Source organism: Pseudomonas sp. D(2018), assembly GCF_005502555.1.
GTDB lineage: Bacteria > Pseudomonadota > Gammaproteobacteria > Pseudomonadales > Pseudomonadaceae > Metapseudomonas > Metapseudomonas resinovorans.
This window is the reverse complement of sequence record NZ_SCOK01000052.1, coordinates 1-22,652: the sequence shown is the minus strand read 5'-3', so window position 1 is coordinate 22,652 and position 22,652 is coordinate 1. Positions and strand designations below refer to the sequence as shown.

Genomic DNA, 22,652 nt, shown 5'->3' with positions numbered 1-22,652 from the left:
CTGTTCGGCGGAACTGCGTGCCGTTGGCGGTGCGGCGAATGCGAGCCGAAAAAAGCAGTTGCTGCTCGCATTCAGCAGCGTAGTTCGGGGCTTTGGGGCTGACAAGGAAGGAGCGGAGGGAGGTGGCGGCGCGGCGGATCGGGGCGGATATCCGTGGAGGCGAATTCATTGGCTATGTCTGCATTACGTGTTGCAGGCAGCTGCATGCCCGTAGGAGCTGGCTTGCCAGCGAATGGCCCCGTTTCGCTGGCAAGCCAGCTCCTACAAGGAAGTCGACCACTCGCACGCTCAGAAATGAATGGTCGCTTCGCCCTTGTGCCAGTTGCAGGGGCACAGCTCCTCGGTCAGCAGGGCGTCGAGCAGGCGCAGGGTTTCCTGGGGGTTGCGGCCTACCAGCAGGTCATTCACCGAGACATGGCGGATGACGTTGTCCGGATCGATGATGAAGGTCGCGCGCAGGGCTACGCCTTCGCGGCGGTCAATGATGCCCAGGGCGCTGGACAGCTCGTGCCGGGTGTCGGCCAGCCAGGGGAAGCTCAGGCCTTTCAGGTCCTTGTGGTCGCGGCGCCAGGCGAGGTGGACGAACTCGCTGTCAGTGGATGCACCGATCAGCTGAGTATCTCGGTCGTTGAACTGCTCCAGCAGGTCGCCGAAGGCCCTGATTTCGGTCGGGCAGACGAAGGTGAAGTCGTTCGGCCAGAAGAACAGCACCTTCCACTTGCCACGGTAGCTGTCCTGGTTGACCCGCTTGAAGGCGCTCTCAGGGCTGGGTGCGTGTTCCGAATCATGGTCCACCGCCTGCAGGTCGAATGCCGGCAGTTTGTCTCCGATGGTGAGCATGGCAGGTTTGCTCCAAGGCAGGATGGAGGCACTGGAATGGAGCAAGTATGGAAGGCTCCCGGGAGCTTGGAAAATGTGCTCGGGCTATACCGTCCATAGAAGGCGCTCCGTGACCATAGGTCGACGAGTTATAGGGCAAATTCCAAATCGCAACATATGTATAGAACAATCGGACCCTAGTGGTCACACAAGGCCGGACTAGACTGTCTGTTCCAGGGATGGCGGTGCCCCCAGGCGCAATCAGGGGAACACCTCGCCGTCGCAATCCGTCCAACCCTGTATCGCCGCCAAATAGGGCGGCGCGGTCAGTTCCGCTTCGCGGGCTGCACCAGACTGGGGCGCGACGACTATGCGTGTGTTGCAAGTTGTTGAAATGCAAGCGGTTGTTGCGATGGCACGGGGCTTGCGACTGCAAAACGGCCCGTGGCGACAAGGAGTTAGGCATGTCCCGCACTTTTTATGACGAAATGTACGACGCGAGTGGCGAATGCCGTCCGCACTACCGGGAATTCGCACGCTGGCTGGCGGACACGCCCCAGGAGCTGTTGGCCCAGCGACGTCGTGATGCCGACCTGCTATTCCACCGTGCCGGCATCACCTTCACCCTCTATGGCGACGAGCAGGGCACCGAGCGCCTGATTCCCTTCGACACCATTCCTCGTTCCATCCCCATGAGCGAGTGGCGGGTGGTGGAGAAGGGCTGCATCCAGCGCGTCAAGGCGCTGAACATGTTCCTCGCCGACCTCTACCACAACCAGCGGATCATCAAGGCCGGGATCATTCCCGCTGAACAGTTGCTGGCCAACGAGGGCTATCAGATCGCAATGCAGGGCCTCGACTTGCACCGTGACATCTATGCCCACATCGCCGGGGTGGATCTGGTCCGCGATGGCGACGGCACCTATTACGTGCTGGAAGACAACCTGCGTACCCCCAGCGGTGTCAGCTACATGCTGGAGGACCGCAAGATGATGATGCGGCTGTTCCCCGAGCTGTTCGCGGCGCAGCGCATCGCCCCCATCGACCACTACCCGAACCTGCTGCTGGATACCCTGAAAAGCTCGAGCCCGCTGGACAACCCCAGCGTGGTGGTACTGACTCCCGGCCGCTTCAACAGCGCCTACTTCGAACACGCCTTCCTGGCCCGCGAGATGGGTGTGGAGTTGGTGGAGGGCGCCGATCTCTTCGTGCGCGACGACCGCGTGTACATGCGCACCACCTCCGGCCCGCAACCGGTCGACGTGATCTACCGCCGGCTGGACGACGCCTTCCTCGACCCGCTGGCCTTCAATCCCGAATCCATGCTCGGCGTGCCTGGCCTGCTGGCCGCTTACCGCTCCGGCAACGTGGTGCTGGCTAACGCCATCGGTACCGGGGTGGCGGACGACAAGTCCATCTATCCCTATGTCTGCGACATGATCCGCTTCTACCTGGACGAGGAACCGATCCTGAAGAACGTGCCCACCTGGCAGTGCCGCAAACCCGAAGACCTGTCCCACGTGCTGGCCAACCTGCCCGAGCTGGTGGTCAAGGAAACCCAGGGTTCCGGCGGCTACGGCATGCTGGTGGGGCCCGCCGCCAGCAGCAAGGAGATCGAGACCTTCCGCGAGCGCCTCAAGGCCCGCCCCGAGGCCTACATCGCCCAGCCCACGCTGTGCCTGTCCACGTGCCCGACCTTCGTCGAGCAGGGCATCGCCCCGCGCCATATCGACCTGCGTCCCTTCGTGCTCTCCGGGCGGGAGACTCGCCTGGTACCTGGCGGCCTGACCCGCGTGGCACTGCGTGAGGGCTCCCTGGTGGTGAACTCGTCCCAGGGTGGTGGCACCAAGGACACCTGGATCGTGGAGGACTGACCATGCTGAGCAGAACTGCCTCCGAGCTGTACTGGATGTCGCGCTATCTGGAGCGTGCGGAGAACCTCGCGCGCATGCTCGACGTCAGTTATTCGCTGTCGCTGATGCCCCAGGACGGTCGTGGTGACGGCCTGGAAGAGCTGGCCATGTCCCTGCTCAGCACCGGCACCCTGGAGCTGTACCAGGAGCGTCACGGTGAGCTGAACGCTGGGCGTATGCTGCACTTCTTCGCCCTCGACGCCGACAACCAGGCGAGCATCTTCAGTTGCCTGCGCGCGGCCCGGATCAACGCCCATGCCGTACGTGGGCGGATCACGGCCGACATCTGGGAAAACATCAACGCCACCTGGCTGGAGATGCTGAGCATTTCCAACGAAGGTCTCGGTCGCTATGGCATCAGCCGTTTCTGCGAATGGGTGAAGGAGCGCTCGCACCTGTTTCGTGGCGCCACCTACGGCACCATCATGCGTGGCGAGGCCTACCGTTTCATTCGCTTGGGCACCTTCATCGAGCGGGCGGACAACACCCTGCGCCTGTTGGACTCGCGCTACGAAATGTATGGTGAAGAGTCGGAGGAGGTCAGCGACAACTCCGCCCGTGGCTACTACCAATGGAGTGCCTTGCTCCGCGCACTGTCCTCCTTCGAGGCCTATACCGAGGTGTACCGCGGCTCCCCCAATTCCCGCCAGGTTTCCGAACTGCTGCTGTTGCGCGCCGACGTGCCGCGCTCGCTGCGCGCCTGCATGGAAGAGCTGAACCTCATCCTCGCCAGCCTGCCGGGGGACAACGGCCGGCCGGCCCAGCGCCTGGCCGCCGAACTGGACGCGCGCCTGCGCTACACCGCCATCGACGAGATTCTTGCGGAGGGCCTGCACACCTGGCTCACCGACTTCATCCTGCTGGTCCGCCAACTGGCTCGGGCCATCCACAGCTCGTATCTGGAGGCTGTATGAAACTGTCCATCCGCCACGACACCACTTACCGCTACGACGATCAGGTTCGCGCCAGCATCCAGTACCTGCGCCTGACGCCCCAGGAAAACGAACGGCAGCACGTCTTGAGCTGGCAGTTGACCTTGCCGCGTCCGGTACGCGCGCAGATCGACCCGTTCGGCAACACCTTCCATGTGCTGACCCTGGACGAGCCCCACGACGCCATCGTCATCAGCGCTCGCGGCCTGGTGGAGATCGACGAGAAGCGTGAGGCCGAGCATGACAAGCAGTCGGCCTTGCCCTTCCTGCGCTTTACCCGCCTGACCACCGCCGACGACGCCTTGCGCGAGTTTGCCGCGCAACAGTGCGGCAACCGCCGTGACCGCAATGGATTGATTGATCTGATGGCAGGCCTGCACGAGCAGATGCCCTTCAAGAAAGGCGTGACCCGCGTCGACAGCACCGCTGCCGAAGCCTTCGCCGGGCGTGCGGGAGTCTGCCAGGACCACACTCACGCCTTTCTCGCCTGCGCCCGCAGCCTGGGCATCCCGGCGCGCTTCGTGTCCGGCTACCTGTACCAGGGCAATAACCAGAACCTGGCCAGCCATGCCTGGGCCGAAGCCTGGCTGGGCGATGCCTGGTACAGCTTTGATGTGACCAATAAGCTGGCTCGCCCGGAGCGCCATCTGAAGCTGGCGGTCGGGCTGGATTACCTGGACGCCTGTCCGGTTCGCGGCATGCGCCGGGGCGGTGGTGGCGAGCAGATGCACGCCAAAGTGGACGCGCCGCCGCTGCTGTTGGTGCAAGAACAGTAAGTCGGGATTCCCGACTTCCCACGGCGCCGGCCGCCGATTACTGCCAGCCCGCAAGGGCCGGCGGCCGGGTACACGACGCGGGAAGCCTCAACAAGGAGAAGTAACGGCATGACCTACTGCGTCGCCATGCACCTGGCCGACGGCCTGGTGTTCGTATCCGATTCGCGCACCAACGCGGGCATCGACCACATCGCCACCTTCCGCAAGCTCTACACCTTCGGCGTTACCGGCGAACGGCTGATCGTGCTGCAGAGCGCGGGCAACCTGGCCACCTCGCAATCGGTGGTTAACCTGCTCAAGCAGCGCCTGGACGGCTCGATCCCTAACCTGCACAACGTACCGACCCTCTACGACGCCACCGCCCTGGTGGCCGAGACCGTTCGCGAAGTCATCGCCCGCGACGGCGCACCGCTGGCCGGCAATACCGATCTCACCTGCTCCTTCCTGGTGGGTGGGCAGATCGCCGGCAACCCACCGGATCTCTACAGCATCTACCCCCAGGGCAACTTCATTCAGGCCACCCGGGACACACCCTTCCTGCAACTGGGGGAGAGCAAGTACGGCAAGCCGATCCTCGACCGCAACCTGGAGTTCGAAACCAGCCTGGAAGAGGGCCTGCGCTGTGCCCTGGTGTCTTTCGACTCCACCATCCGAAGCAACCTCTCGGTGGGCATGCCGCTGGACCTGCTCGTGTATCACCGCGACAGCCTGATCCTGCCGGTCGGCTACCGGGTGACCGAGGAAGACGAATACTTTGCCGACATCCGCCGCCAATGGGCCGCCGGGTTGCAGAAACTGATCGGCGAGCTGCCGCCGCCGCCGGTGGAATACAACGTGTGATCGGGGAGACCTTCGGCCTCCTTGGCGAATAAATTCGCCCCTACAGGGCTCGGGCTAGGCACTCACCTAGGGGCTGACCTTTCTCCCCGCCATGTGCTTCAGGTAGCCAATCAACTGCCCCAACTCCTCATCGGTTATCGCTTCCTTCGAGAATCCCGGCATCTTGCCCTGGGGCCAGCGGCGCAGGCTTTGCGGGTCGCGGATGTAGCGGGGGAGGAAGTCGCCGGCCAGATACTCAGTCGGGTTGTGGGGGATGTTCAGGTCCGGGCCGAACTGCGCGTCGCCGGCACCGTTGAGGCGATGGCAGGCCAGGCAGTTTTTCTGGAACTGGGCGAAACCGGCCTGAACCTCAGCGCCGGCATTGTCGGCCGGAAGCAGGGCAGGGAAGCGTTCGGCCACGGCGGGCAGATAGCGGATGCGTGCCACCTGGAAAGGCCACTGCTCCGGGCCGATGCGCGCGGCCTTGGGCTCGGTCCAGACCAGGTAGAAGGGGCCGGCGCTGGGTTTGCCGGTGGCCAGTGGCGGCCAGGGCTTGGCCGGATCTTCGATCGCGAGCCAGGCCCGGGCGCCTTTCGTGGCCAGCAGTGGCGCGGCGGTCAGCTCGGCAGCGAAGCCGTCCAGGGCTACGGCCTGCAAGTGCTGGTCAGGCGTGACGCCTTCCAGCAGTGCGGCCAGCGGGACGGCGCGGTAGTGCATGGTCTTCTTGTAGGAAACGTCATCCGGAATGCTCACCTCCTGCGCCTGGGGATGGCTGAGCAGGGCGTCTGAATCCCAGGTACGGGTGCCGCCGGGCAGTTCCAGGGTCAGCTCGGCGGCGTGGAGCGGGGTGAAGCAGAAGAGCAGGGCGAGTAGCGCTTTGCGCATTGATCAGTCCTTGTGCACGGCGGTTTTCAGGTCTTGGTAGCCGCCGCCGTTGATCACCCGGCTATAGCCCAGTTCCTGCAGGCTGTCCTGGGCGATGCCGGCCCGGCGGCCGCTGCGGCAGTAGAGCACTATGGGGGCGTCCTTGTCCGGGGCGACCTCGGCAATGTGTTGGCCGATGTCTTCGTAGCCGATGTTGCGTGCGCCGGGCAAGGTGCCGTCTTCGGCGACTTCTTCGGGTGTACGCACATCGATCAGGATGGCATTGGGTTGGCGCAGGGCTTCGACGGCGGCGGCCTGGTCGGTTTCACCGGCGGTGGCCGGAAGGCTCAGGACCAGGGACTGGGACAGCGCGAGAACAGCGAGCAGGGTACGCATGATGGTGTCTCCCTCGAGTAAGGGTCTTAAGGCAACCTAGCACAATTGCCTGGAGGTGGCGCAGGCCGTTAGGATCGCGGCTTTCCGTCAAACTTGCGCGTGTTTCGGGCCCTGTTTTAGGGTGTCGGCAGCTATTAAGGAGAGGCCATGCTGGCCGAGTTGTTCGCGGTCATGGCGCCGGTGCTGATAGCCGCCGGTATCGGTTACGGCTGGGCTCGTTCGGGGCAGTCCTATCCCACCGAGTTCATTGCGCGCCTGGTGCTCAACATTGGCACCCCGAGCCTGGTGCTTTCCACCCTCAGCCGCACCGAGATCGATCGCCACGCCTTCGGCCAGGTTGCCATTGCCTGCCTGGTGGTGATGCTGGCGATGGGGCTGATCGGCAGCCTGCTCAGCCGGGTGTTCCGGCAGGACTGGCGCATCCTGGTGCCGGCCTATCTCTTTCCCAACTCTGGCAACATGGGCCTGCCCATTACGCTCTATGCCTTCGGCGAAAAAGGGCTGGCGTTGGCCGTGGCCTTCTTCCTGGTGCTGTCAGTGGGGCATTTCAGCTTGGGCTTGTTGTTGTCCGGCACCGAGCGCTCGCCGAAGAAGCTCCTCGCCAACCCCATCATCATCAGCCTGGCCCTGGCGTTGCCCCTGGTGATCTGGGACCTCCAGTTGCCGCTCTGGCTTGCCAACACCATTGGCCTGCTGGGTGGCATGACCATCCCGCTCATGCTGCTGACCCTCGGCGTCTCCCTTGCCAGTATCCGCGTCCATCACCTGGGCAACGGCATGTTGCTGGGCGCGATGCGAATTCTCTGCGGTGCGGCCGTGGGTTGGCTGGCGGGCTGGATGCTGGACCTGCCGCCGCTCGCCCAGGGTGTGCTGGTGCTGCAATCGGCAATGCCGGTGGCGGTGTTCAACTACCTGTTTGCCGTGCGCGCAGGGCGCTCGCCGGAAGCGGTGGCGAGCCTGGTGATGTGCTCGACGCTGCTGTCCTTCGTGTTGATTCCATTGCTGCTGGCGTGGTGGCTACCCGCGCTGCGTTGACCGCAGGGGCGGTACGCAGCACAGGACGACCAGTGGTTGGGCGGCGATCAGCTGACCAGGCGGGTCAGGTTGGGAAGGATGAGAATTACTGTGGTGGCAAAGACGATCAGGCTCGCTTGCCGCATTTTCGGCTGCTTGAACATGGCCAACTGCCTTTGTTGTTGTTGGAGGTGCGTTGGTCAGGGCTCCCTACGGCCGGCCCGGAACTTCGCTCGCCTCCGTGGCTAGGAAAAACACCGCCCCGGCAAAACCCGGCAACGACGGCTACTTGCATTTCAAACTCTAGGGCCGGCATCACATATCGCTTATATCGGTTGGTAACTAGCGCATGGATGCTAGTAACGCCGGGCTATTGGGAACCCCCTGCCTTCGTTGGGCGGCCCCGAGGCCAGACACATCCCTTTCACCTTGGCCAGCAACTGGCCATCAACTGACCGTTCGTCTGAGCGCAGCGGTCAATGGGGCTGAGCACTTCCGTCATTGAGCCCATGGCCTATAGCGATAAGGTAGCCACAACCTGCCGGAGCACCGGCGGCCGACGGAAAGAACAACAGGTACCTAAGGTGCCGCCAAGCTGCCTCAAGAGGACGCCATGACCGAAGCATTCATTTTCGACGCGGTGCGCACGCCCCGCGGCAAGGGCAAGAAGGACGGCGCTCTGCACAGCGTCAAGCCGGTCAACCTGATCGCCGGGCTGCTGCGCGCCCTGGCCGAGCGCAATGACCTGGATACCAGCCAGGTCGACGATATCGTCCTTGGCTGCGTGACCCCGGTGGGCGACCAGGGTGCCGATATCGCCAAGACCGCCGCGCTGGTCGCCGACTGGGACGAGACGGTTTCCGGCCAGCAGATCAACCGTTTCTGCGCGTCCGGCCTGGAGGCGGTGAACCTGGCCGCGATGAAGGTGCGCTCCGGCTTCGAGGATCTGGTGGTCGCTGGCGGCGTGGAGTCCATGTCCCGCGTGCCAATGGGCTCCGACGGCGGCGCCTGGGCGATGGACCCGGAAACCAATCTTCACACCAGCTTCGTGCCCCAGGGCATCGGTGCCGACCTGATCGCCACCCTGGAAGGCTTTAGCCGCACGGATGTCGACGCCTTCGCCCTGCGTTCCCAGCAGAAGGCCGCGCGCGCCCGTACCACCGGTGCGTTCAAGAAATCCCTGGTGCCGGTCACGGACCAGAACGGCATCGTCCTGCTCGACCATGACGAGTTCATTCGCGCTGATTCCACGCTGGAAGGCCTGGGTGCGCTCAAGCCCAGCTTCGAGATGATGGGGCAGATGGGCTTCGACGCCACCGCCCTGCGCAAGTACAGCCAGGTCGAGCGCATCGAGCACGTGCACACGCCGGGCAACAGCTCCGGCATCGTCGATGGTGCCGCCGCCATGCTCATCGGCTCCGCCGCCAAGGGCAAGGAACTGGGCCTGAAACCCCGCGCACGCATCGTCGCCACGGCGGTCACCAGCACCGACCCGACCATCATGCTCACCGGCCCCGCGCCGGCCACCCGCAAGGCCCTGGCCAAGGCCGGCCTGAACGTGGCCGACATCGATCTGTTCGAAGTCAATGAAGCCTTCGCCTCGGTGGTGATGAAGTTCATGAAGGACATGGGCGTTCCGGAGGAGAAGGTCAACGTCAACGGCGGCTCCATCGCCATGGGCCACCCGCTGGGCGCCACCGGCTGCGCCATCCTCGGCACCCTGCTGGACGAGCTGGAAGCGCGCAACCTGCGCTACGGCCTGGCCACCCTCTGCGTTGGTGGCGGCATGGGTATAGCCACGATCATCGAGCGAATCTGATCCGTCTGTAGGAGCGAGCTCTGCTCGCCAATGGTGCCCCTGTGAGGGGTGTTTGTGAGCGGAGCTCGCTCCTACGGCGACTGCGAATGGGACATAAGAAATGACTGACGCCATCCGTTACGAAAAAGGCCAGGACAATATCGTCGTCCTGACCATGGACATGCCCGGCCAGAGCGCCAACACCATGAACGCGGTGTACCGCGAAGCCATGGGCAAGATGGTCGAGCGCCTGGAGACCGAGAAGGACAGCATCGCCGGGGTGATCATCACCTCGGGCAAGAAGACCTTCTTCGCCGGCGGCGACCTCAATGAGTTGATCAAGGTCACCAAGGCGGACGCCAACGCCTTCTACCAGATGGTGCTGGGCATCAAGGGCCAACTGCGCCGCCTGGAAACCCTCGGCAAGCCGGTGGTGGCCGCCATCAACGGCGCGGCCCTGGGTGGCGGCTGGGAAATCTGCCTGGCCTGCCATCACCGCATAGCCCTCAACGACAACGCTGTGCAGCTCGGCCTGCCGGAAGTGACCCTCGGCCTGCTGCCCGGTGGCGGCGGCGTGGTGCGCATGGTGCGTTTGCTGGGCATCGAAAAAGCGCTGCCGTACCTGGCCGAAGGCCGCAAGGTGCGTCCGGAACAGGCCCTCAAGGCCGGCCTGATCCACGACCTGGCGCAAACCCCGGACGAGATGCTGGCCAGGGCCCGCGCCTGGATCGCCGCCAATCCCAAGTCAGCACAACCCTGGGATACCGCCGGCTACAAGATTCCCGGTGGCACCCCGTCCAGCCCCAACGTGGCGCAGATGCTCGCCATCGCTCCATCGGTGCTGCGCGACAAGACCAAGGGCTGCTTCCCCGCGCCGGAGAAGATCATGTGCGCGGCCGTCGAAGGTGCGCAGGTGGACTTCGACACCGCGCAGTTGATCGAGGCGCGCTACTTCACCGAGCTGACCACCGGCCAGGTGGCGAAGAACATGATCGGTACCTTCTGGTTCCAGCTGAACGAGATCAACGCCGGCAGCTCGCGGCCCAAGGGGCCGGCGCCTTATGTGACGAAGAAGGTGGGCGTGCTTGGCGCCGGCATGATGGGGGCGGGCATTGCCTATGTTTCCGCCATCGCCGGCATCGAGGTGGTACTGAAGGATGTGTCGGTGGAGGCCGCGGAGAAGGGCAAGGCGTATTCCCAGGGCCTGCTCGACCAACTGGTGAGCCTTGGCCACATGGCGGCCGAGAAGCGCGACGCCATCCTCGCCCGCATCAAGCCGACCGACAGCGACGCTGACTTCGACGGCTGCGACCTGATCATCGAAGCCGTGTTCGAGAATCGCGAGCTGAAGGCCAAGGTCACCGCCGCCGCCGAAGCTGCTGCACTGCCGGATGCAGTGATCGCCTCCAATACGTCGACCTTGCCGATCACCGGTCTGGCGCAGGCGGTGGCCAAGCCCGAGAAGTTCATCGGCCTGCATTTCTTCAGCCCGGTGGACCGCATGCCGCTGGTGGAGATCATCCGTGGCGAGAAGACTTCGGACGAAACCCTGGCCCGTGGCTTCGACTACGTCCTGCAGATCAAGAAGACTCCCATCGTGGTCAACGACAGCCGCGGTTTCTTCACCTCCCGCGTGTTCGGCACCTTCACCAATGAAGGCATAGCCATGCTGGGCGAGGGTGTTTCCGCTGCGATGATCGAGAACGAAACCCGCAAGGCCGGCATGCCGGTTGGACCGCTGGCGATTTCCGATGAAGTCTCCATGAGCCTGATGACTCACATCCGCAACCAGACCGCTGAAGACCTCAAGGCCGAAGGGAAGGTGATGCCGACGCATCCGGCCTTCGCTGTGATCGACCTGATGGTCAACGAGTACAAGCGGCCGGGCAAGGCGGCCGGTGGCGGCTTCTACGACTACCCGGCTGGCGGTCGGAAGCATCTGTGGCCAGAACTGAAGACGCGCTTCGAGAAGGCCGACAAGCAGATCCCGCAAGAGGACGTGCGTGATCGCATCCTCTTTATCCAGGCCATCGAAAGCGTGCGGTGCGTGGAGGAGGGCGTGCTGCTCTCGACCGCCGACGCCAACATTGGCTCCATCTTCGGCATCGGCTTCGCGGCCTGGACCGGCGGCGTTCTGCAGTTCATCAACCAGTACGGCCTGCAGGATTTCGTCGCCCGTGCCCGCTACCTGGCCGAGCAGTATGGCGAGCGATTCGAACCGCCAGCGCTGCTGTTGGACAAGGCGGCCAAGGGCGAGCCGTTCTAGCGTCCCGCCGCGCATAAAAAAAACCGGCTCGATATGAGCCGGTTTTTTTGTGCCTTGAACCTGGTTCAGGACTTGGCGAAGCGGCTTTCCAGGTAGCGGATGATGTCGTTGGACTCGTACATCCAGCGGCTTTCACCGTTCTCGTCGATGCGCAGGCAGGGCACCTTGATCTTGCCGCCGCCGGCCAGCAGGGTCGCGCGGTGGGTTTCATCATTCTTCGCGTCGCGCAGGGCGATCGGCAGGTTCAGCCGGTGCATGGCGCGCCGGGTTTTCACGCAGAAGGGGCAGGCGTTGAACTGGTAGAGCGCGAGGTTGGCGGTCTCTTCCGCTACCCGGGCTTGCGCCTCGGGGTTGCGGCGCAGCTTGCGCGGACGGGTGATGAAATCGAGGAAGATGATCAACTGGCCCAGGCCGACTCGTAACGCCTTGATGAACACTGCTGCGTACCCTTGAGTGAAAAACGGGCCGGCAGTCTACCGGAACTTGGCGGACGTGAACGCCTTTCACGCCAGATGGTCGCCGCCCCTATCCATTCCAGGGAGAGGGGCGGATCGATGAGCGGTCAGCGGGGTAGTGAGATGTCCGGCATCGCATGCGCCGGAATGATCGCGCCAGGGTGGCCGATCACAGTGGCCGCCAGGCAATGGCCGTTTGCGGCGGCCTCGTGGGCGGAAAGGCCCTGGATGCGGCTGGCCAGGTAGGCGGCGGCAAAGGCGTCTCCGGCGGCGCAGCTATCGACCACTTTCCCAGGCGCTTGTGCCGGCACGTCTATCTCTCGCTGCGCGGTGGCAATCAGGCAGGGCTGCGCGCCCTGCTTGATTACAACCTCAGTGCAACCCAGGGCCAAGGTGCGCCTTGCCGCTTCTTCAGCGGTGTGCTGGCCATACAGCTGGTGTTCATCATCCAGCGTCAGCAGGGCGATTTCGGCCATCGCCAGCACGCGCTCATGGGCGGCACGCGCGTCCTGCGCCGACCAAAGGGCGGGGCGGAAGTTGTTGTCGAACCAGAGCCGACCTCCCTCTGCCACAAAGCCTTCCAGGGCATCGAGCAGCGCCAGGCGGCGGTTGGCGGGTAACAGCGCGAGGCTGATGCCGGACAGGTAGAGGGCATCGGTCCGGCCCCGGTCCAGCCAGGCACTGAAGTCGGTTTCCATGGCGAAGTACTGGCGGGCTGCGCTGGTATCGCGCCAGTAGAGAAAGCTGCGCTCGCCCTGCGGGTCCACGTCCACCAGGTAAAGGCCCGGCAGTGTGCCGGGCAGGCGCGTCACGCGCGCCGTCTCGATGCCTTCGCATTGCCACTGGTGAATCAGCTCGTCGCTCAGGCGGTCGTCGCCCAGTGCGCTGATGTAGTGGACGCGGGCGCGGCTACCGGCGAGCAGGCGTGCCATGTACAGGGCGGTGTTGAGGGTGTCGCCGCCGTATCGGCGCTGCAGCGGCTGGCCGCTCAGTTCGACCATGCATTCACCCAGGCAGGCGATGTGAAGGCAGTCGCGCATGCTGTCAGGACTCCCGGTAGGCGATGCAGTCCACCTCGACCTTGCAGTCGATGACCATGCTCGAAACCACGCAGGCGCGGGCCGGGGGATGGGCGCCGAAGTACTGCTGGAAGACCTGGTTGAAGGCGGCGAAATCGCGCGGGTCGTCGAGCCAGACGCCGCAGCGGACCACGTGTTCCGGCCCGTAGCCGGCTTCTTCAAGGATATCCAGGACGTTACGGATGCACTGGTGGGCCTGGGTGACGATGCCGCCGTCTACTACCGCCCCGTCGCGCATGGGCGTCTGCCCGGAAACGAACAGCCAGCCGTCGGCCTGTACCGCTCGCGCGAAGGGCAGTTGCTGGTTGCCGGTGCCCTGGGCGACGCCGTGGCGTTTGAGTGATTTCATCGTGTGTTCTCCTTGAGAGTTGTTGCAGGGATGGACGTGTTGCGAGGCAGGAAGCGACCGGCACGCCGGGGCAGGGCGAGGCCGTCGCGGTACGACTGCACCCCGTTGACCCACACGGCTCGAATGCCGGCAGCGGGTTGTTCGGGGTCGTCGAAGCGGGCGGTGTCTTCGATGCGTTGCGGGTCGAACAGCACCAGGTCGGCCCAGTAGCCGGGGGCGAGCAGCCCGCGCTGGGCCAGGCCGAAGCGGGCTGCGCTGAGGCCCGTCATCTTGTGTACCGCTGTTTCCAGCGGCAGTAGGCCGAGGTCCCGGCTGTAGTGTCCGAGTACGCGGGGAAAGGCGCCCCACAGGCGTGGATGCGGCCGCGGGTCTTCGGGCAGGCCGTCGGAGCCGACCATGCTCAGCGGGTGGGCGAGGATGCGTTGGACGTCGGCCTCGCTCATGCAGTGGTAGACCGCGCCAGCCGGTTGCAGGCGCCGGGCCGCGTCGAGCAGTGGGACGCCCCAACGTTCCGCAATGACTACGAGGGTGCGTCCCGCCATGTCCGGATGCGGCTGCGACCAGGTGATGAGGATGTCGAAGTCCCCGGTGACCTGCTTGAGGTCGAGGGTCGAAGAACTCGCTGAATAGGGATAGCAGTCGCAGCCGACCTCCTGGTGTTGGTGGGCGGTTTCCAGGCTGGTGAGTACCTCCTGGCTGCGTCCCCAGTTGCCGGCGCCGGCGCATTTGACGTGGGACACCACCAGTGCGCAGCGCGCGTGGCGGGCAGTCGCAAAGGCCTCGTCGAGTGCACCGAGGATGTAGTCGAATTCGTCGCGCAGGTGGGTGGTGTAGAGCCCACCGTAATCACCCAGCACTTCGGCGAGCTGCATGACTTCAGCGGTGCTCGCGCTCCTTGCCGAGGCGTAGGCCAACCCGCTGCTGAGGCCCAGGGCACCATGGGCGAGGGCATCCGCCAACTGACTGCGCATGGCCGCGATTTCGTTGGGATGGGCACTGCGGTCGAGGCGGTCCATGTGGTTGCTGCGCAGTGCGGTATGGCCGACCAGGGCCGCTACGTTGACCGCCGGCACGGCTGTATCGACCGCTGCGCAGTAGTCCGCGAAGGTCGGGTAGACAAAGGCGGAGGCGGGCCCCAGCAGGTTCATTGGGTCCGGCGGCTCGCCCGCCAGGGACACGGGCGCGGCGCTGATGCCGCAGTTGCCGACGATCACGGTGGTTACGCCCTGGCTGAGCTTGGGCAGCATCTGCGGTTGGCGGATCACCACGGTGTCGTCGTGGGTGTGTACGTCGATGAAGCCCGGCGCCAGCACCAGCCCGTCGGCATCGACGACCTCTGTTGCGGTGGCGTGAGCGGCGTCGCCCAGCAGTGCTATACGACCGCCAGCGATGCCGAGATCGCCGATGAAGCGGGCGTTTCCGCTGCCGTCGATGACGGTCGCCCGGCGAATCAGCGTTTCGAAGTGGCGCATGGTTCAGTCTCCCAGGGGCAGTCGGTCTTCGCCGCGGCGATGGTCATCCAGCGCCAGCTTCACGCGACGCAGTAGTTCCTGGCTGGCGTCGGGGGTGCGCAGGGCGGTTTCGGTTGCCAGCAGATCGATAGCCAGCAGCATCCCGTAGCGCGCGGCTGTGGGTTTGTAGATGAAGTCGGTTTCGTCGAGGACGATAGGAATCTGGATATCGGCCAGGTCGGCCAGCGCGCTGCCGGCGCGGGTGATGGTCAGCAGGCGCGCACCATAGGACTTGGCGAGGTGGGCCGTGGTGAGCAGCTCGGGGGTGATGCCGGTGATCGAGAGAATGACCAGCAGGTCCTTGGGACCCAGGGTGGCGGCCGCGATGCGCATCAGTACGGGATCGTGGTAGGCCGACACTGGGTAGCCCAGCCGTACCAGGCGGTACTGCACTTCGCCGGCAAGCAGTGTCGAACATCCGCCCATGCCGAAGGCGAAGATCTTCTGCGCCGAGCAGATGAGGTCCACGGCGGAGCGAAAGTTCCTTTCGTCGAACGCCGCCAGATGCCGATGCAGGCTCTGTTCTATGTCTTCGACTATCTGGCCGAAGTAGCGTGGCACCCGCACCGGTGCGGCACCAAGGAAGCGGCTGCCGACGGTGCTGGCGCGGGCCAGCTTGAGGCGCAGTTCCCGCAGGTCCGCGCAGTCCATCAGGCGGGCGAATCGCGACAGCGCCGCCTTGCTTACTCCTGCCTTCGCCGCCAGTTCACCGATGGCGGCCGAGGCGGCGAAGCCGACGTCATCCAGGATCGTCTCGGCCACTTTTGCCGAGTTGCCGCGCAACTGGTCACGGCGGCTGCGGATCAGATAGAGGATGTCCATGTCAGAGCATCCGCGCGAGGCCGAGGGTCAGGATGAAGGCCACCACTGAAACCAGCGTCTCCAGCACCGTCCAGGTCTTCAGCGTCTGCACGACGGTCATGTTGAAGTACTCCTTGATCAGCCAGAAACCGCCGTCGTTGACGTGGGAGAGGATCAGCGAGCCGGCTCCCGTCGCCAGAACCAGCAGCTCCGGATGCGGATAACCGCTGGCCAGGGCAATCGGCGCGACGATTCCTGCCGCGGTGGTCATGGCGACGGTCGCCGAGCCGGTGGCGACGCGCATCAGTGCTGCCACCAGCCAACCGAGCAGCAGCGGCGAAAGGTCGAAGCGCGCGGAGAGTTCGACGATCTCCCGGGTCACCCCGGTTTCGATGAGGATGCGGTTGAGCCCGCCGCCGGCGCCGACCAGCAGGGTGATGGCCGCGGTGGGCGCCAGGCATTCGTTGCTGAAGCGCAGGATGGCGTCACGGTTGAAGCCACGCGCCAGGCCCAGGGTCCAGAAGCTCACCAGGGTCGCGATCAACAGGGCGATCACCGAGTTGCCGATGAAGTGCAGAACGGCATTGAGGGTCGAGCCCGCTGCGCTGAGCTGGTCAGCCCAGCCACCGAGCAGCATCAGCAGCACCGGCAGCAGGATGGTGCCCAGGGTGATGCCGAAGCCCGGCAAGTTGGCGGGCCGGGATTGGGATTCGGTGAATTGCTCGGCAATCGGGTTATGCGCCGGCAGGTTGATGCGGGGCGCCACCAGGCGGGCGAAGATCGGTCCGGCAATGGCCGCAGTGGGCACGCCGACGAGGATGGCAAAGAGCACGGTGCGACCGACCTGGGCCGAGTATTCGCCCACTGCCAGCATGGCTGCGGGGTGCGGCGGAACCAGACCGTGCACCACCGAGAGCCCGGCAACCATGGGTAGTCCGGTCATCAGCACCGACGAGCCAATGCGCTTGGCGATGGTGAAGGCGATGGGCACCAGCAGCACGAAGCCCACCTCGAAGAACAGCGGCAGGCCGCAGAGGAAGGCAATGCAGGCCATGGCCCAGTGGGCGTTGCGCTCGCCGAAGCGGGCAATCAATGTCTGCGCGATACGCTCGGCGCCACCCGATTCGGCCATCATCTTGCCGAGCATGGTGCCGAGCGCCACGACCAGGGCGATGTGGCCGAGGGTTTTGCCGACGCCCGCCTCGTAGGCGATGACGATGTCTTTGGCCGGCATCTGGGCTGCCAGCGCCAGTCCCACCGAGACCAGGGTGATGACGATGAAGGGGTTGAGGCGGTAGCGCGCGATCAGCACCACCAGGGCGATGATGGCGAGCGCGGCATAGACCAACAGCGGGCTTCCAGTCGCTGCTTGCATGGGGTGTTCCTTGTTTTTCAGGCAAAAGGGGGCCATCCCGCCCGTGGGCGGGGGCTTGGTTGGGTAATGGGGGGCGGCTAGAAGAAGGTTTCCACAGCTCCGACCACGCGGTAGTCGTCATCCACCAGCAGCAGTTGCCGCCACTTGTCGAAGGTCAGGCAGGGGTGGGATATCTCGAAGGCCAGCAGGTCGCCGACCTGCAAGTCGGCATCCTGCGGGAGGGTCATGAAGGCGTGTTGGTCCATCATGCGGGTGATGCGCCAGTCCGCCGGCGCCGCCGTCGGTGCGTGATCCGAGCCGGGGCGGTGGTGCAACGACGTGATGGGCATACCGGCATCAAATGCGGCATCGCGCTTGCCCAGGGCGATGATTGCCAGGCCTGGCTCCGGCATCGACTGTACGTTGGCCCAGAGTTGCAGCGCCGGCAACAGGCTGCGGCCCATTTCCCGCGCCACTCTGTTGTTGGCCTGGATGCGTTGCTCGGCGTCGCGGTAGATGCCGGCGTCGTGGGTCAGGTAGCAGCCGGGGCGCAGGATCACCTGCAGCGGGTGGCCGATATCCTGGCCGGCGAACTCTTCGGCAACGACGTCGAACCAGGCCGAACCGGCGCCGGAAAGCAGAATCTCCGGCTCGGCGAAGCAGTTTCCATCGGCCAGGGCGCGGGCGCGCTGCAGGACATGGCGGAGCAGCGCGCGAATGGCGTCCTCTTCCTGCAGCACACCTTCGTAGAGCTCGATGCCCACCAGATCGATGGACTGCGGCCAGCGTCTGATGGCCTCGAGCAGCTCGGCTTCCTGATCCGCATTGCGGATGCCGGTGCGACCGCCCGGAACGCCGTATTCGATCAGCACGCGCAGGCGCTGGCCGGTCTCGTCGAAGTAGCGTCCGAGGGCGTCCACGTTGGCGGGGGAGTCCACCAGGCAGCAGAAGCTGAAGTCCAGGTCCTGCAGGAGCCGCGAGACGATTGCCATGTTGCCCTTGCCCACCAGTTGATTGGCCAGCAGGACGCGGCGGACGCCAGCGGCATAGGCGGCCTGTACCTGGGGCGCGGTTGCCAGCGTAATGCCCCAGGCGCCGTGCGCCAGCTGCAGGTGGAAGAGGGTGGGGCTCATCGTCGTCTTGCCATGGGGGGCCAGTTGCACGCCGTAGCGCTGGATGAACTGGCGCATCCACTCCAGGTTGTGGTGGATGCGGCTTTGGCGCAGGACCGCCACCGGCAAGCTGACGTCTTCGTCGAGTATGTTCCAGCCCAGCGTTTCTATCGCTTCCAGTGGGCAATCCGGAGGGGTGGCGCCAAGGCCTTTGGTGAGCGGATTCAATGACCGTTCTTGAAACTTGTTTTCAGTCATGCGGGCTATCTCCCTAAGTTCCTGAAAACAAGTATCACTGAACTCCACCGCAAGCCAGGTACCCCCACAGAACCGAAAGTAAGCTGATCTGATGCGGGTGCTGACCGTCTGAAGGATTGACCAAATAGCTCTACCCCAGCCGTTCGCGCGCTGTTCCGTCAGTTTGGCTGGTTGCCGCAGAGAACGAGTCCAATCGTTCGGCGTCAGTTGCCTACGTGTAGATGGGTTGGTGTCTGCATTCGTCGACGAATGCTTCTGACGCCGTAGCGGATAAGTCCTAGGGGTTATGCCATTTCGATGGCTAGGCCTGGCGCCATTGCAGCGGTTAGCTGGTGCAGCAGGCCAGCGAACTCATGTCGAAGACGGCGGGAAGCGATATCTCGCGGCCGGTCGGCGGGTTACCCGACAGAACCTGTATGGCGCGCTCGTTGGTGATTCCGCGGCTGATGTTGTGGTTGGCTTCGATGGTCTTTGCCACCGAGCCCACCGAGCCGTGGGCGCAGCCTATCAACGAAAAGCCGTTGGTCATGACTGCCAGGGCGGTGAGGAAATAGAGTCGATTCCTGTGCTGTTTCATTTTCAGTCGTGCCTGTGCCTGGTGTCAGCCTTGGTGTCTGCCGCTGGGTTTCTTCTGGCTCGCCAGCAGCACCGGGATGCTCTGACTGAGTTGCTGGTAGAAACTCATGGATGCGTCTGTGGGACTCACCCCGATGCGACCGCGCTCGTAACCGAAGCTGATGGCAAGCACCACCATCACCACGACGAAATACAAGCCGAGGCTGGCGAGGGCGCCATTGCGTGCGTACTGAATGGTGGGGTTGCTCATGTCTGGACTCCGCGACCGGGGGACTTGGGGTGGACGTAGAGTCGCGAAAATCCTTTCGATGAAAAAACGACGTTCAGGCATGGTAAGTATCGACGGCACCAATAGTTCCGTCGGGCTCCGTCAATTTTACTTGACGTGGCGTGTAAAGCGCCGAGCTAGAGCGGCACAGCCTTGCGGCTTCGGCAGGTGAGGCACGGCACCTGATGCAGCCTATCGCCCTGTTAGACGTTGGCTATGGGGGAGGGGATCAAGCGGTATTTCAATCACACCGTCACTGTGTTAAATAAATCGCACATTTTCCCTACATAGAGCCTCTCTGCATTTCAGGAACCATGAGCTAATGCCACTTCGCATCTGCATTCTCGAAACTGACATTCTCCGCCCCGAACTGGTCGATCAATACAAAGGCTACGGCCTGATGTTCGAGCAGTTGTTCGCCAAACAGCCGATTGCTGCGGAGTTCAGTGTCTACAACGTGGTGCAGGGGCATTACCCTCCGGAGGGTGAGACGTTCGACGCCTACCTGGTGACCGGCAGCAAGGCCGACTCTTTCGGCACCGATCCCTGGATCCTGAAGCTCAAGGAGTTCCTGCTGGCGCGCTACGAGGCCGGCGACAAACTGCTAGGCGTCTGCTTCGGCCACCAACTACTCGCCCTGTTGCTGGGTGGGCGTACCGAGCGCGCTACGCAGGGCTGGGGCGTGGGCACCCATAGCTACCAGCTGAAACAGAAGCCGGAGTGGATGACCCCCGAGCTGGAGGACCTGACCCTGCTGATCAGCCATCAGGACCAGGTCACCCAACTGCCCGAAAACGCCACGTTGCTGGCTTCCAGCGACTTTTGCCCGAACGCCGCTTACGCCGTAGACGACCAGGTGCTGTGCTTCCAGGGCCACCCGGAGTTCGTTCACGACTACTCCCGCGCACTGCTCGATCTGCGCCAGGATTTCCTCGGCGATGAGGTCTACAAGCAGGGCGTAAGCAGCTTGAACCGCGACCACCAGGGGGCTGCCGTGGCTGAGTGGATGATGCGCTTCATCGCTCGCGACCGCGCGGCCTGATCGGAGCTGTACGGAAAAACCCGCCTTCAGGCGGGTTTTTTGTCGCACGGGGCGTGGCCCGTTCGCGCACTGTCCGCTGCCCTTCACAGCCAGCCGTAGTGCTTGAAGCTGGCATAGAGCGCGGTACACCCGGTTGCCACCAGCCCCAGCACGCCGAAGTAACCGTATTGCCACGTCAGCTCCGGCATGTATTGGAAGTTCATGCCGTAGATGCCCGCAACTGCCGTCGGGAAGGCAAGGATGGCGGCCCAGGCGGCGAATTTGCGTTGCACCACGCTCTGCCTAGACGACTCCAGCAACAAGCCGATTTCAATGGCGTGATCGGCCATTTCGCGCAGGCCCGTCAGGTCTTCAAGCAGGCGTTTGACATGGATGGCGATGTCGCGGAAGTAAGGCCGCATGTGCTTGTCGATGAAAGGGAAGTCCAGACGCTGCAGCTCCTCGCAGATTTCCCCCATGGGGCCAATGTAACGTCGCAGGCGCAGCAGGTCGCGGCGCAAGCAGTGGATGCGCTCGACATCGGACTTGCCCAGCGGGCGCTCCAGCACGTTCTGTTCGATCGCCTCCAGCTCCACATGGAAGCTGTCCATCAGCGGCCGATAGTTTTCCAGCACGAAGCTGAGCAGCGCGTAGAGGACGAAGTCTTCGCCGTGGTCGAGCAACAGCGGGCGTGCCTCGCAGCGCTGGCGAACGCGGGAGTAGGGCGCGGATTCGCCGTAGCGGGCACTGATGATGTAGCCCTTGCCGGCGAACAGTTGCGTCTCGATGAACTGCAGTTCACCTTCGACTTCGATCGGCGAATAGACCACCAGGAACAGGGCGTCACCGAAGGTCTCCAGCTTGGGACGGGTATGGCGGGTGAGGGCGTCTTCGAGGGCCAGTTCGTGCAGGTCGAACTGTCGCTGCAGGTTGCTCAGTTCTTCCGCACCGGGGTCATGCAGGCCTATCCAGACGAAGTGCCCCGGCTTGCTGGCCCACTGCAAGCCTTCATCGAGGGTTATGTCGGTGACTTTCCGGCCTTTGGTATATACAGCGGCGGCAACGACTCGACCCATGGTTCAGCTGTTCCTTCATCCGTTGGTGGGAAGTTTGGCGCGCAGGTTATCGCGCCTGATCTTCTGAGTCTTGCCGAAGGCCGAGGTTCTGCAATGGCAAGACTAGAGCAATGGCTCTAAATTGATCGCTCCCCTCACCGATCGAAACAAGGAGAACACATTGATCGAGGCCTTCCGATTTTCTGCAGGTCGGTTCCATTGCCCCTATCGGGTCTACCGTTCGGCCGTTGCCGGTCCGATTCTGATCCTGTTGCCGGCCCTTGGCGTAGCTGCGCGCAAGTACGAAAACTTTGCCCTGGGCCTAGTGGCTGCAGGCAACCAGGTGCTGGTAGTGGATTGGCCCGGCCAGGGAGAAAGTGCCCCACGACCGAGCCGCCAGTTGGACTATGGCTACCGTGACCTGATCGATGAGTTCGTACCGAGCTTGCTGACGGCTGCTCGCCAGCATTTTCACCAAGGTCGCCTGGTTCTGCTGGGTCATAGCCTGGGCGGGCATATCGCGACGTTGTTCGCTGCTGCCAATCCCCAGGCCGAGGTGGCGGTGGTGGGCGTGGCCTGCGGGAATATTCATTACCGCAACTGGCAGGGCAGGCAGCGCTTGCTGACGCCCAGCGTGGCCATGATCTTCAACCTGTTGACGGCCATGTTCGGATACCTGCCGGGCAAGACCATCGGTTTCGGTGGCCACGAAGCGCGCAGCCTGATGCGCGATTGGGGGCGAGTGGCCTGGACGGGTAACTTCGATCATCTCGGGTTGGATCTGACCCATCCTCGACACAACCGGACGCCTTCTCTGTTCATTGGCATTCACGGCGACTCTTTCGCCCCGGAAGCCTCCACCTGCGGCCTGGCCGCGTTGATCCAGGAACAACCCCAAGTCCGCATGCTGCGCTCTCCAAGGCCGGCATCAGAGAATCCCCATAGCGCCTGGTTACGTTCCCCGGTGACCGTAATCGAGGAGGTCGTGAGTGGGTTGGCGCTGCTTCGTTGTGAGGTCACCACCGGTCAGGCGGTATGAAATATTCTGTTACAGCCGCTAGTGTTCACTAGGTAACTCACTAGAGAACGCGGGGCCTGTCATGACGCTAAAGAAGTGTTTACTGGCGATGGCGATCTGCTCGGTTTTGAGTCTGTCCTTCACCGTCTTGCCGGGTGATCTCTCCAGCGCATCGAGTGCTGACTATTATACACATCT

22 protein-coding genes are annotated in these 22,652 nt (G+C 63.8%); 9 read left to right on the top strand and 13 right to left on the bottom strand.

Annotated elements, in window-relative coordinates:
* Nucleotides 1-288: 288 nt before the first annotated feature.
* Nucleotides 289-840, bottom strand: coding sequence for a peroxiredoxin (locus FFS60_RS23890; RefSeq protein WP_137823367.1), 552 nt, complete (start codon nt 838-840; stop codon nt 289-291).
* 443 nt (nt 841-1,283) lie between these two features.
* Between FFS60_RS23890 and FFS60_RS23885 the strand changes: the two genes are divergently transcribed.
* The 4 genes from FFS60_RS23885 to FFS60_RS23870 all read left to right on the top strand — a co-directional run bounded on the left by FFS60_RS23885 (nt 1,284) and on the right by FFS60_RS23870 (nt 5,280).
* Nucleotides 1,284-2,693 (top strand): circularly permuted type 2 ATP-grasp protein, encoded by a 1,410-nt coding sequence (locus tag FFS60_RS23885; RefSeq protein WP_028627224.1) that lies wholly within the window; start codon nt 1,284-1,286, stop codon nt 2,691-2,693.
* Nucleotides 2,694-2,695: 2 nt separating this feature from the next.
* On the top strand, nt 2,696-3,646 hold the full coding sequence (locus tag FFS60_RS23880) for an alpha-E domain-containing protein (protein WP_028627225.1): 951 nt from the start codon (nt 2,696-2,698) through the stop codon (nt 3,644-3,646).
* Nucleotides 3,643-4,440, top strand: coding sequence for a transglutaminase family protein (locus FFS60_RS23875; protein WP_028627226.1), 798 nt, complete (start codon nt 3,643-3,645; stop codon nt 4,438-4,440). Before FFS60_RS23880 ends, FFS60_RS23875 begins: the two co-directional genes overlap by 4 nt.
* Before the next feature lie 108 nt (nt 4,441-4,548).
* Nucleotides 4,549-5,280 (top strand): proteasome-type protease, encoded by a 732-nt coding sequence (locus FFS60_RS23870; protein WP_028627227.1) that lies wholly within the window; start codon nt 4,549-4,551, stop codon nt 5,278-5,280.
* A gap of 66 nt (nt 5,281-5,346) precedes the next feature.
* Here FFS60_RS23870 and FFS60_RS23865 read toward each other — a convergent pair whose 3' ends face one another.
* Together FFS60_RS23865 and FFS60_RS23860 are read right to left on the bottom strand one after the other, a co-directional pair.
* Complete coding sequence (locus tag FFS60_RS23865) at nt 5,347-6,144, bottom strand: cytochrome c (protein WP_028627228.1); 798 nt, start codon at nt 6,142-6,144, stop codon at nt 5,347-5,349.
* A gap of 3 nt (nt 6,145-6,147) precedes the next feature.
* Entirely contained in the window at nt 6,148-6,519 is a 372-nt protein-coding gene (locus FFS60_RS23860; protein ID WP_028627229.1) for a rhodanese-like domain-containing protein, read from the bottom strand.
* A 147-nt stretch (nt 6,520-6,666) separates the two neighbouring features.
* Between FFS60_RS23860 and FFS60_RS23855 the strand changes: the two genes are divergently transcribed.
* The 3 genes from FFS60_RS23855 (at nt 6,667) to FFS60_RS23845 (ending at nt 11,597) form a co-directional block, all read left to right on the top strand.
* Nucleotides 6,667-7,554, top strand: coding sequence for an AEC family transporter (locus FFS60_RS23855; RefSeq protein WP_028627230.1), 888 nt, complete (start codon nt 6,667-6,669; stop codon nt 7,552-7,554).
* Between the two features lie 592 nt (nt 7,555-8,146).
* Nucleotides 8,147-9,352: an acetyl-CoA C-acetyltransferase gene (locus tag FFS60_RS23850; protein WP_028627231.1), complete on the top strand. Its 1,206-nt coding sequence runs from the start codon at nt 8,147-8,149 to the stop codon at nt 9,350-9,352.
* A gap of 100 nt (nt 9,353-9,452) precedes the next feature.
* The gene (locus FFS60_RS23845; RefSeq protein WP_137823366.1) at nt 9,453-11,597 is read left to right on the top strand and encodes a 3-hydroxyacyl-CoA dehydrogenase NAD-binding domain-containing protein; all 2,145 of its coding nucleotides are present in this window, start codon (nt 9,453-9,455) and stop codon (nt 11,595-11,597) included.
* Nucleotides 11,598-11,662: 65 nt separating this feature from the next.
* Here the strand turns inward: FFS60_RS23845 and FFS60_RS23840 are convergent, their stop codons facing one another.
* From FFS60_RS23840 to FFS60_RS23800, 9 genes are all read right to left on the bottom strand, one after another.
* On the bottom strand, nt 11,663-12,034 hold the full coding sequence (locus FFS60_RS23840; RefSeq protein ID WP_028627233.1) for a glutathione S-transferase N-terminal domain-containing protein: 372 nt from the start codon (nt 12,032-12,034) through the stop codon (nt 11,663-11,665).
* A 125-nt stretch (nt 12,035-12,159) separates the two neighbouring features.
* Nucleotides 12,160-13,092 carry a sugar kinase gene (locus tag FFS60_RS23835; RefSeq protein WP_137823365.1) on the bottom strand — a complete coding sequence of 311 codons (933 nt, stop codon included), beginning with the start codon at nt 13,090-13,092 and terminating at the stop codon, nt 12,160-12,162.
* Between the two features lie 4 nt (nt 13,093-13,096).
* Nucleotides 13,097-13,480 carry a RidA family protein gene (locus tag FFS60_RS23830; RefSeq protein WP_028627235.1) on the bottom strand — a complete coding sequence of 128 codons (384 nt, stop codon included), beginning with the start codon at nt 13,478-13,480 and terminating at the stop codon, nt 13,097-13,099.
* The gene (locus tag FFS60_RS23825; RefSeq protein ID WP_137823364.1) at nt 13,477-14,952 is read right to left on the bottom strand and encodes an amidohydrolase family protein; all 1,476 of its coding nucleotides are present in this window, start codon (nt 14,950-14,952) and stop codon (nt 13,477-13,479) included. Before FFS60_RS23825 ends, FFS60_RS23830 begins: the two co-directional genes overlap by 4 nt.
* Before the next feature lie 3 nt (nt 14,953-14,955).
* On the bottom strand, nt 14,956-15,813 hold the full coding sequence (locus FFS60_RS23820) for a MurR/RpiR family transcriptional regulator (RefSeq protein ID WP_137823363.1): 858 nt from the start codon (nt 15,811-15,813) through the stop codon (nt 14,956-14,958).
* Nucleotide 15,814: 1 nt separating this feature from the next.
* Nucleotides 15,815-17,167 carry a gluconate:H+ symporter gene (locus tag FFS60_RS23815; RefSeq protein WP_028627238.1) on the bottom strand — a complete coding sequence of 451 codons (1,353 nt, stop codon included), beginning with the start codon at nt 17,165-17,167 and terminating at the stop codon, nt 15,815-15,817.
* A gap of 77 nt (nt 17,168-17,244) precedes the next feature.
* The gene (locus tag FFS60_RS23810) at nt 17,245-18,516 is read right to left on the bottom strand and encodes an amino acid deaminase (protein ID WP_028627239.1); all 1,272 of its coding nucleotides are present in this window, start codon (nt 18,514-18,516) and stop codon (nt 17,245-17,247) included.
* A gap of 325 nt (nt 18,517-18,841) precedes the next feature.
* A complete protein-coding gene (locus tag FFS60_RS23805; RefSeq protein ID WP_028627240.1) occupies nt 18,842-19,093 on the bottom strand; it encodes a hypothetical protein in 252 nt (83 codons plus the stop codon).
* Between the two features lie 24 nt (nt 19,094-19,117).
* Entirely contained in the window at nt 19,118-19,342 is a 225-nt protein-coding gene (locus FFS60_RS23800) for a hypothetical protein (RefSeq protein WP_028627241.1), read from the bottom strand.
* A 340-nt stretch (nt 19,343-19,682) separates the two neighbouring features.
* Here FFS60_RS23800 and FFS60_RS23795 point away from each other — a divergent pair, with 340 nt between their 5' ends.
* Complete coding sequence (locus tag FFS60_RS23795) at nt 19,683-20,402, top strand: amidotransferase (RefSeq protein ID WP_137823362.1); 720 nt, start codon at nt 19,683-19,685, stop codon at nt 20,400-20,402.
* A gap of 83 nt (nt 20,403-20,485) precedes the next feature.
* Here the strand turns inward: FFS60_RS23795 and FFS60_RS23790 are convergent, their stop codons facing one another.
* Nucleotides 20,486-21,457, bottom strand: coding sequence for a magnesium and cobalt transport protein CorA (locus FFS60_RS23790; protein ID WP_028627243.1), 972 nt, complete (start codon nt 21,455-21,457; stop codon nt 20,486-20,488).
* Between the two features lie 160 nt (nt 21,458-21,617).
* Between FFS60_RS23790 and FFS60_RS23785 the strand changes: the two genes are divergently transcribed.
* Complete coding sequence (locus FFS60_RS23785; RefSeq protein WP_171016567.1) at nt 21,618-22,475, top strand: alpha/beta fold hydrolase; 858 nt, start codon at nt 21,618-21,620, stop codon at nt 22,473-22,475.
* Nucleotides 22,476-22,652 lie beyond the last annotated feature (177 nt).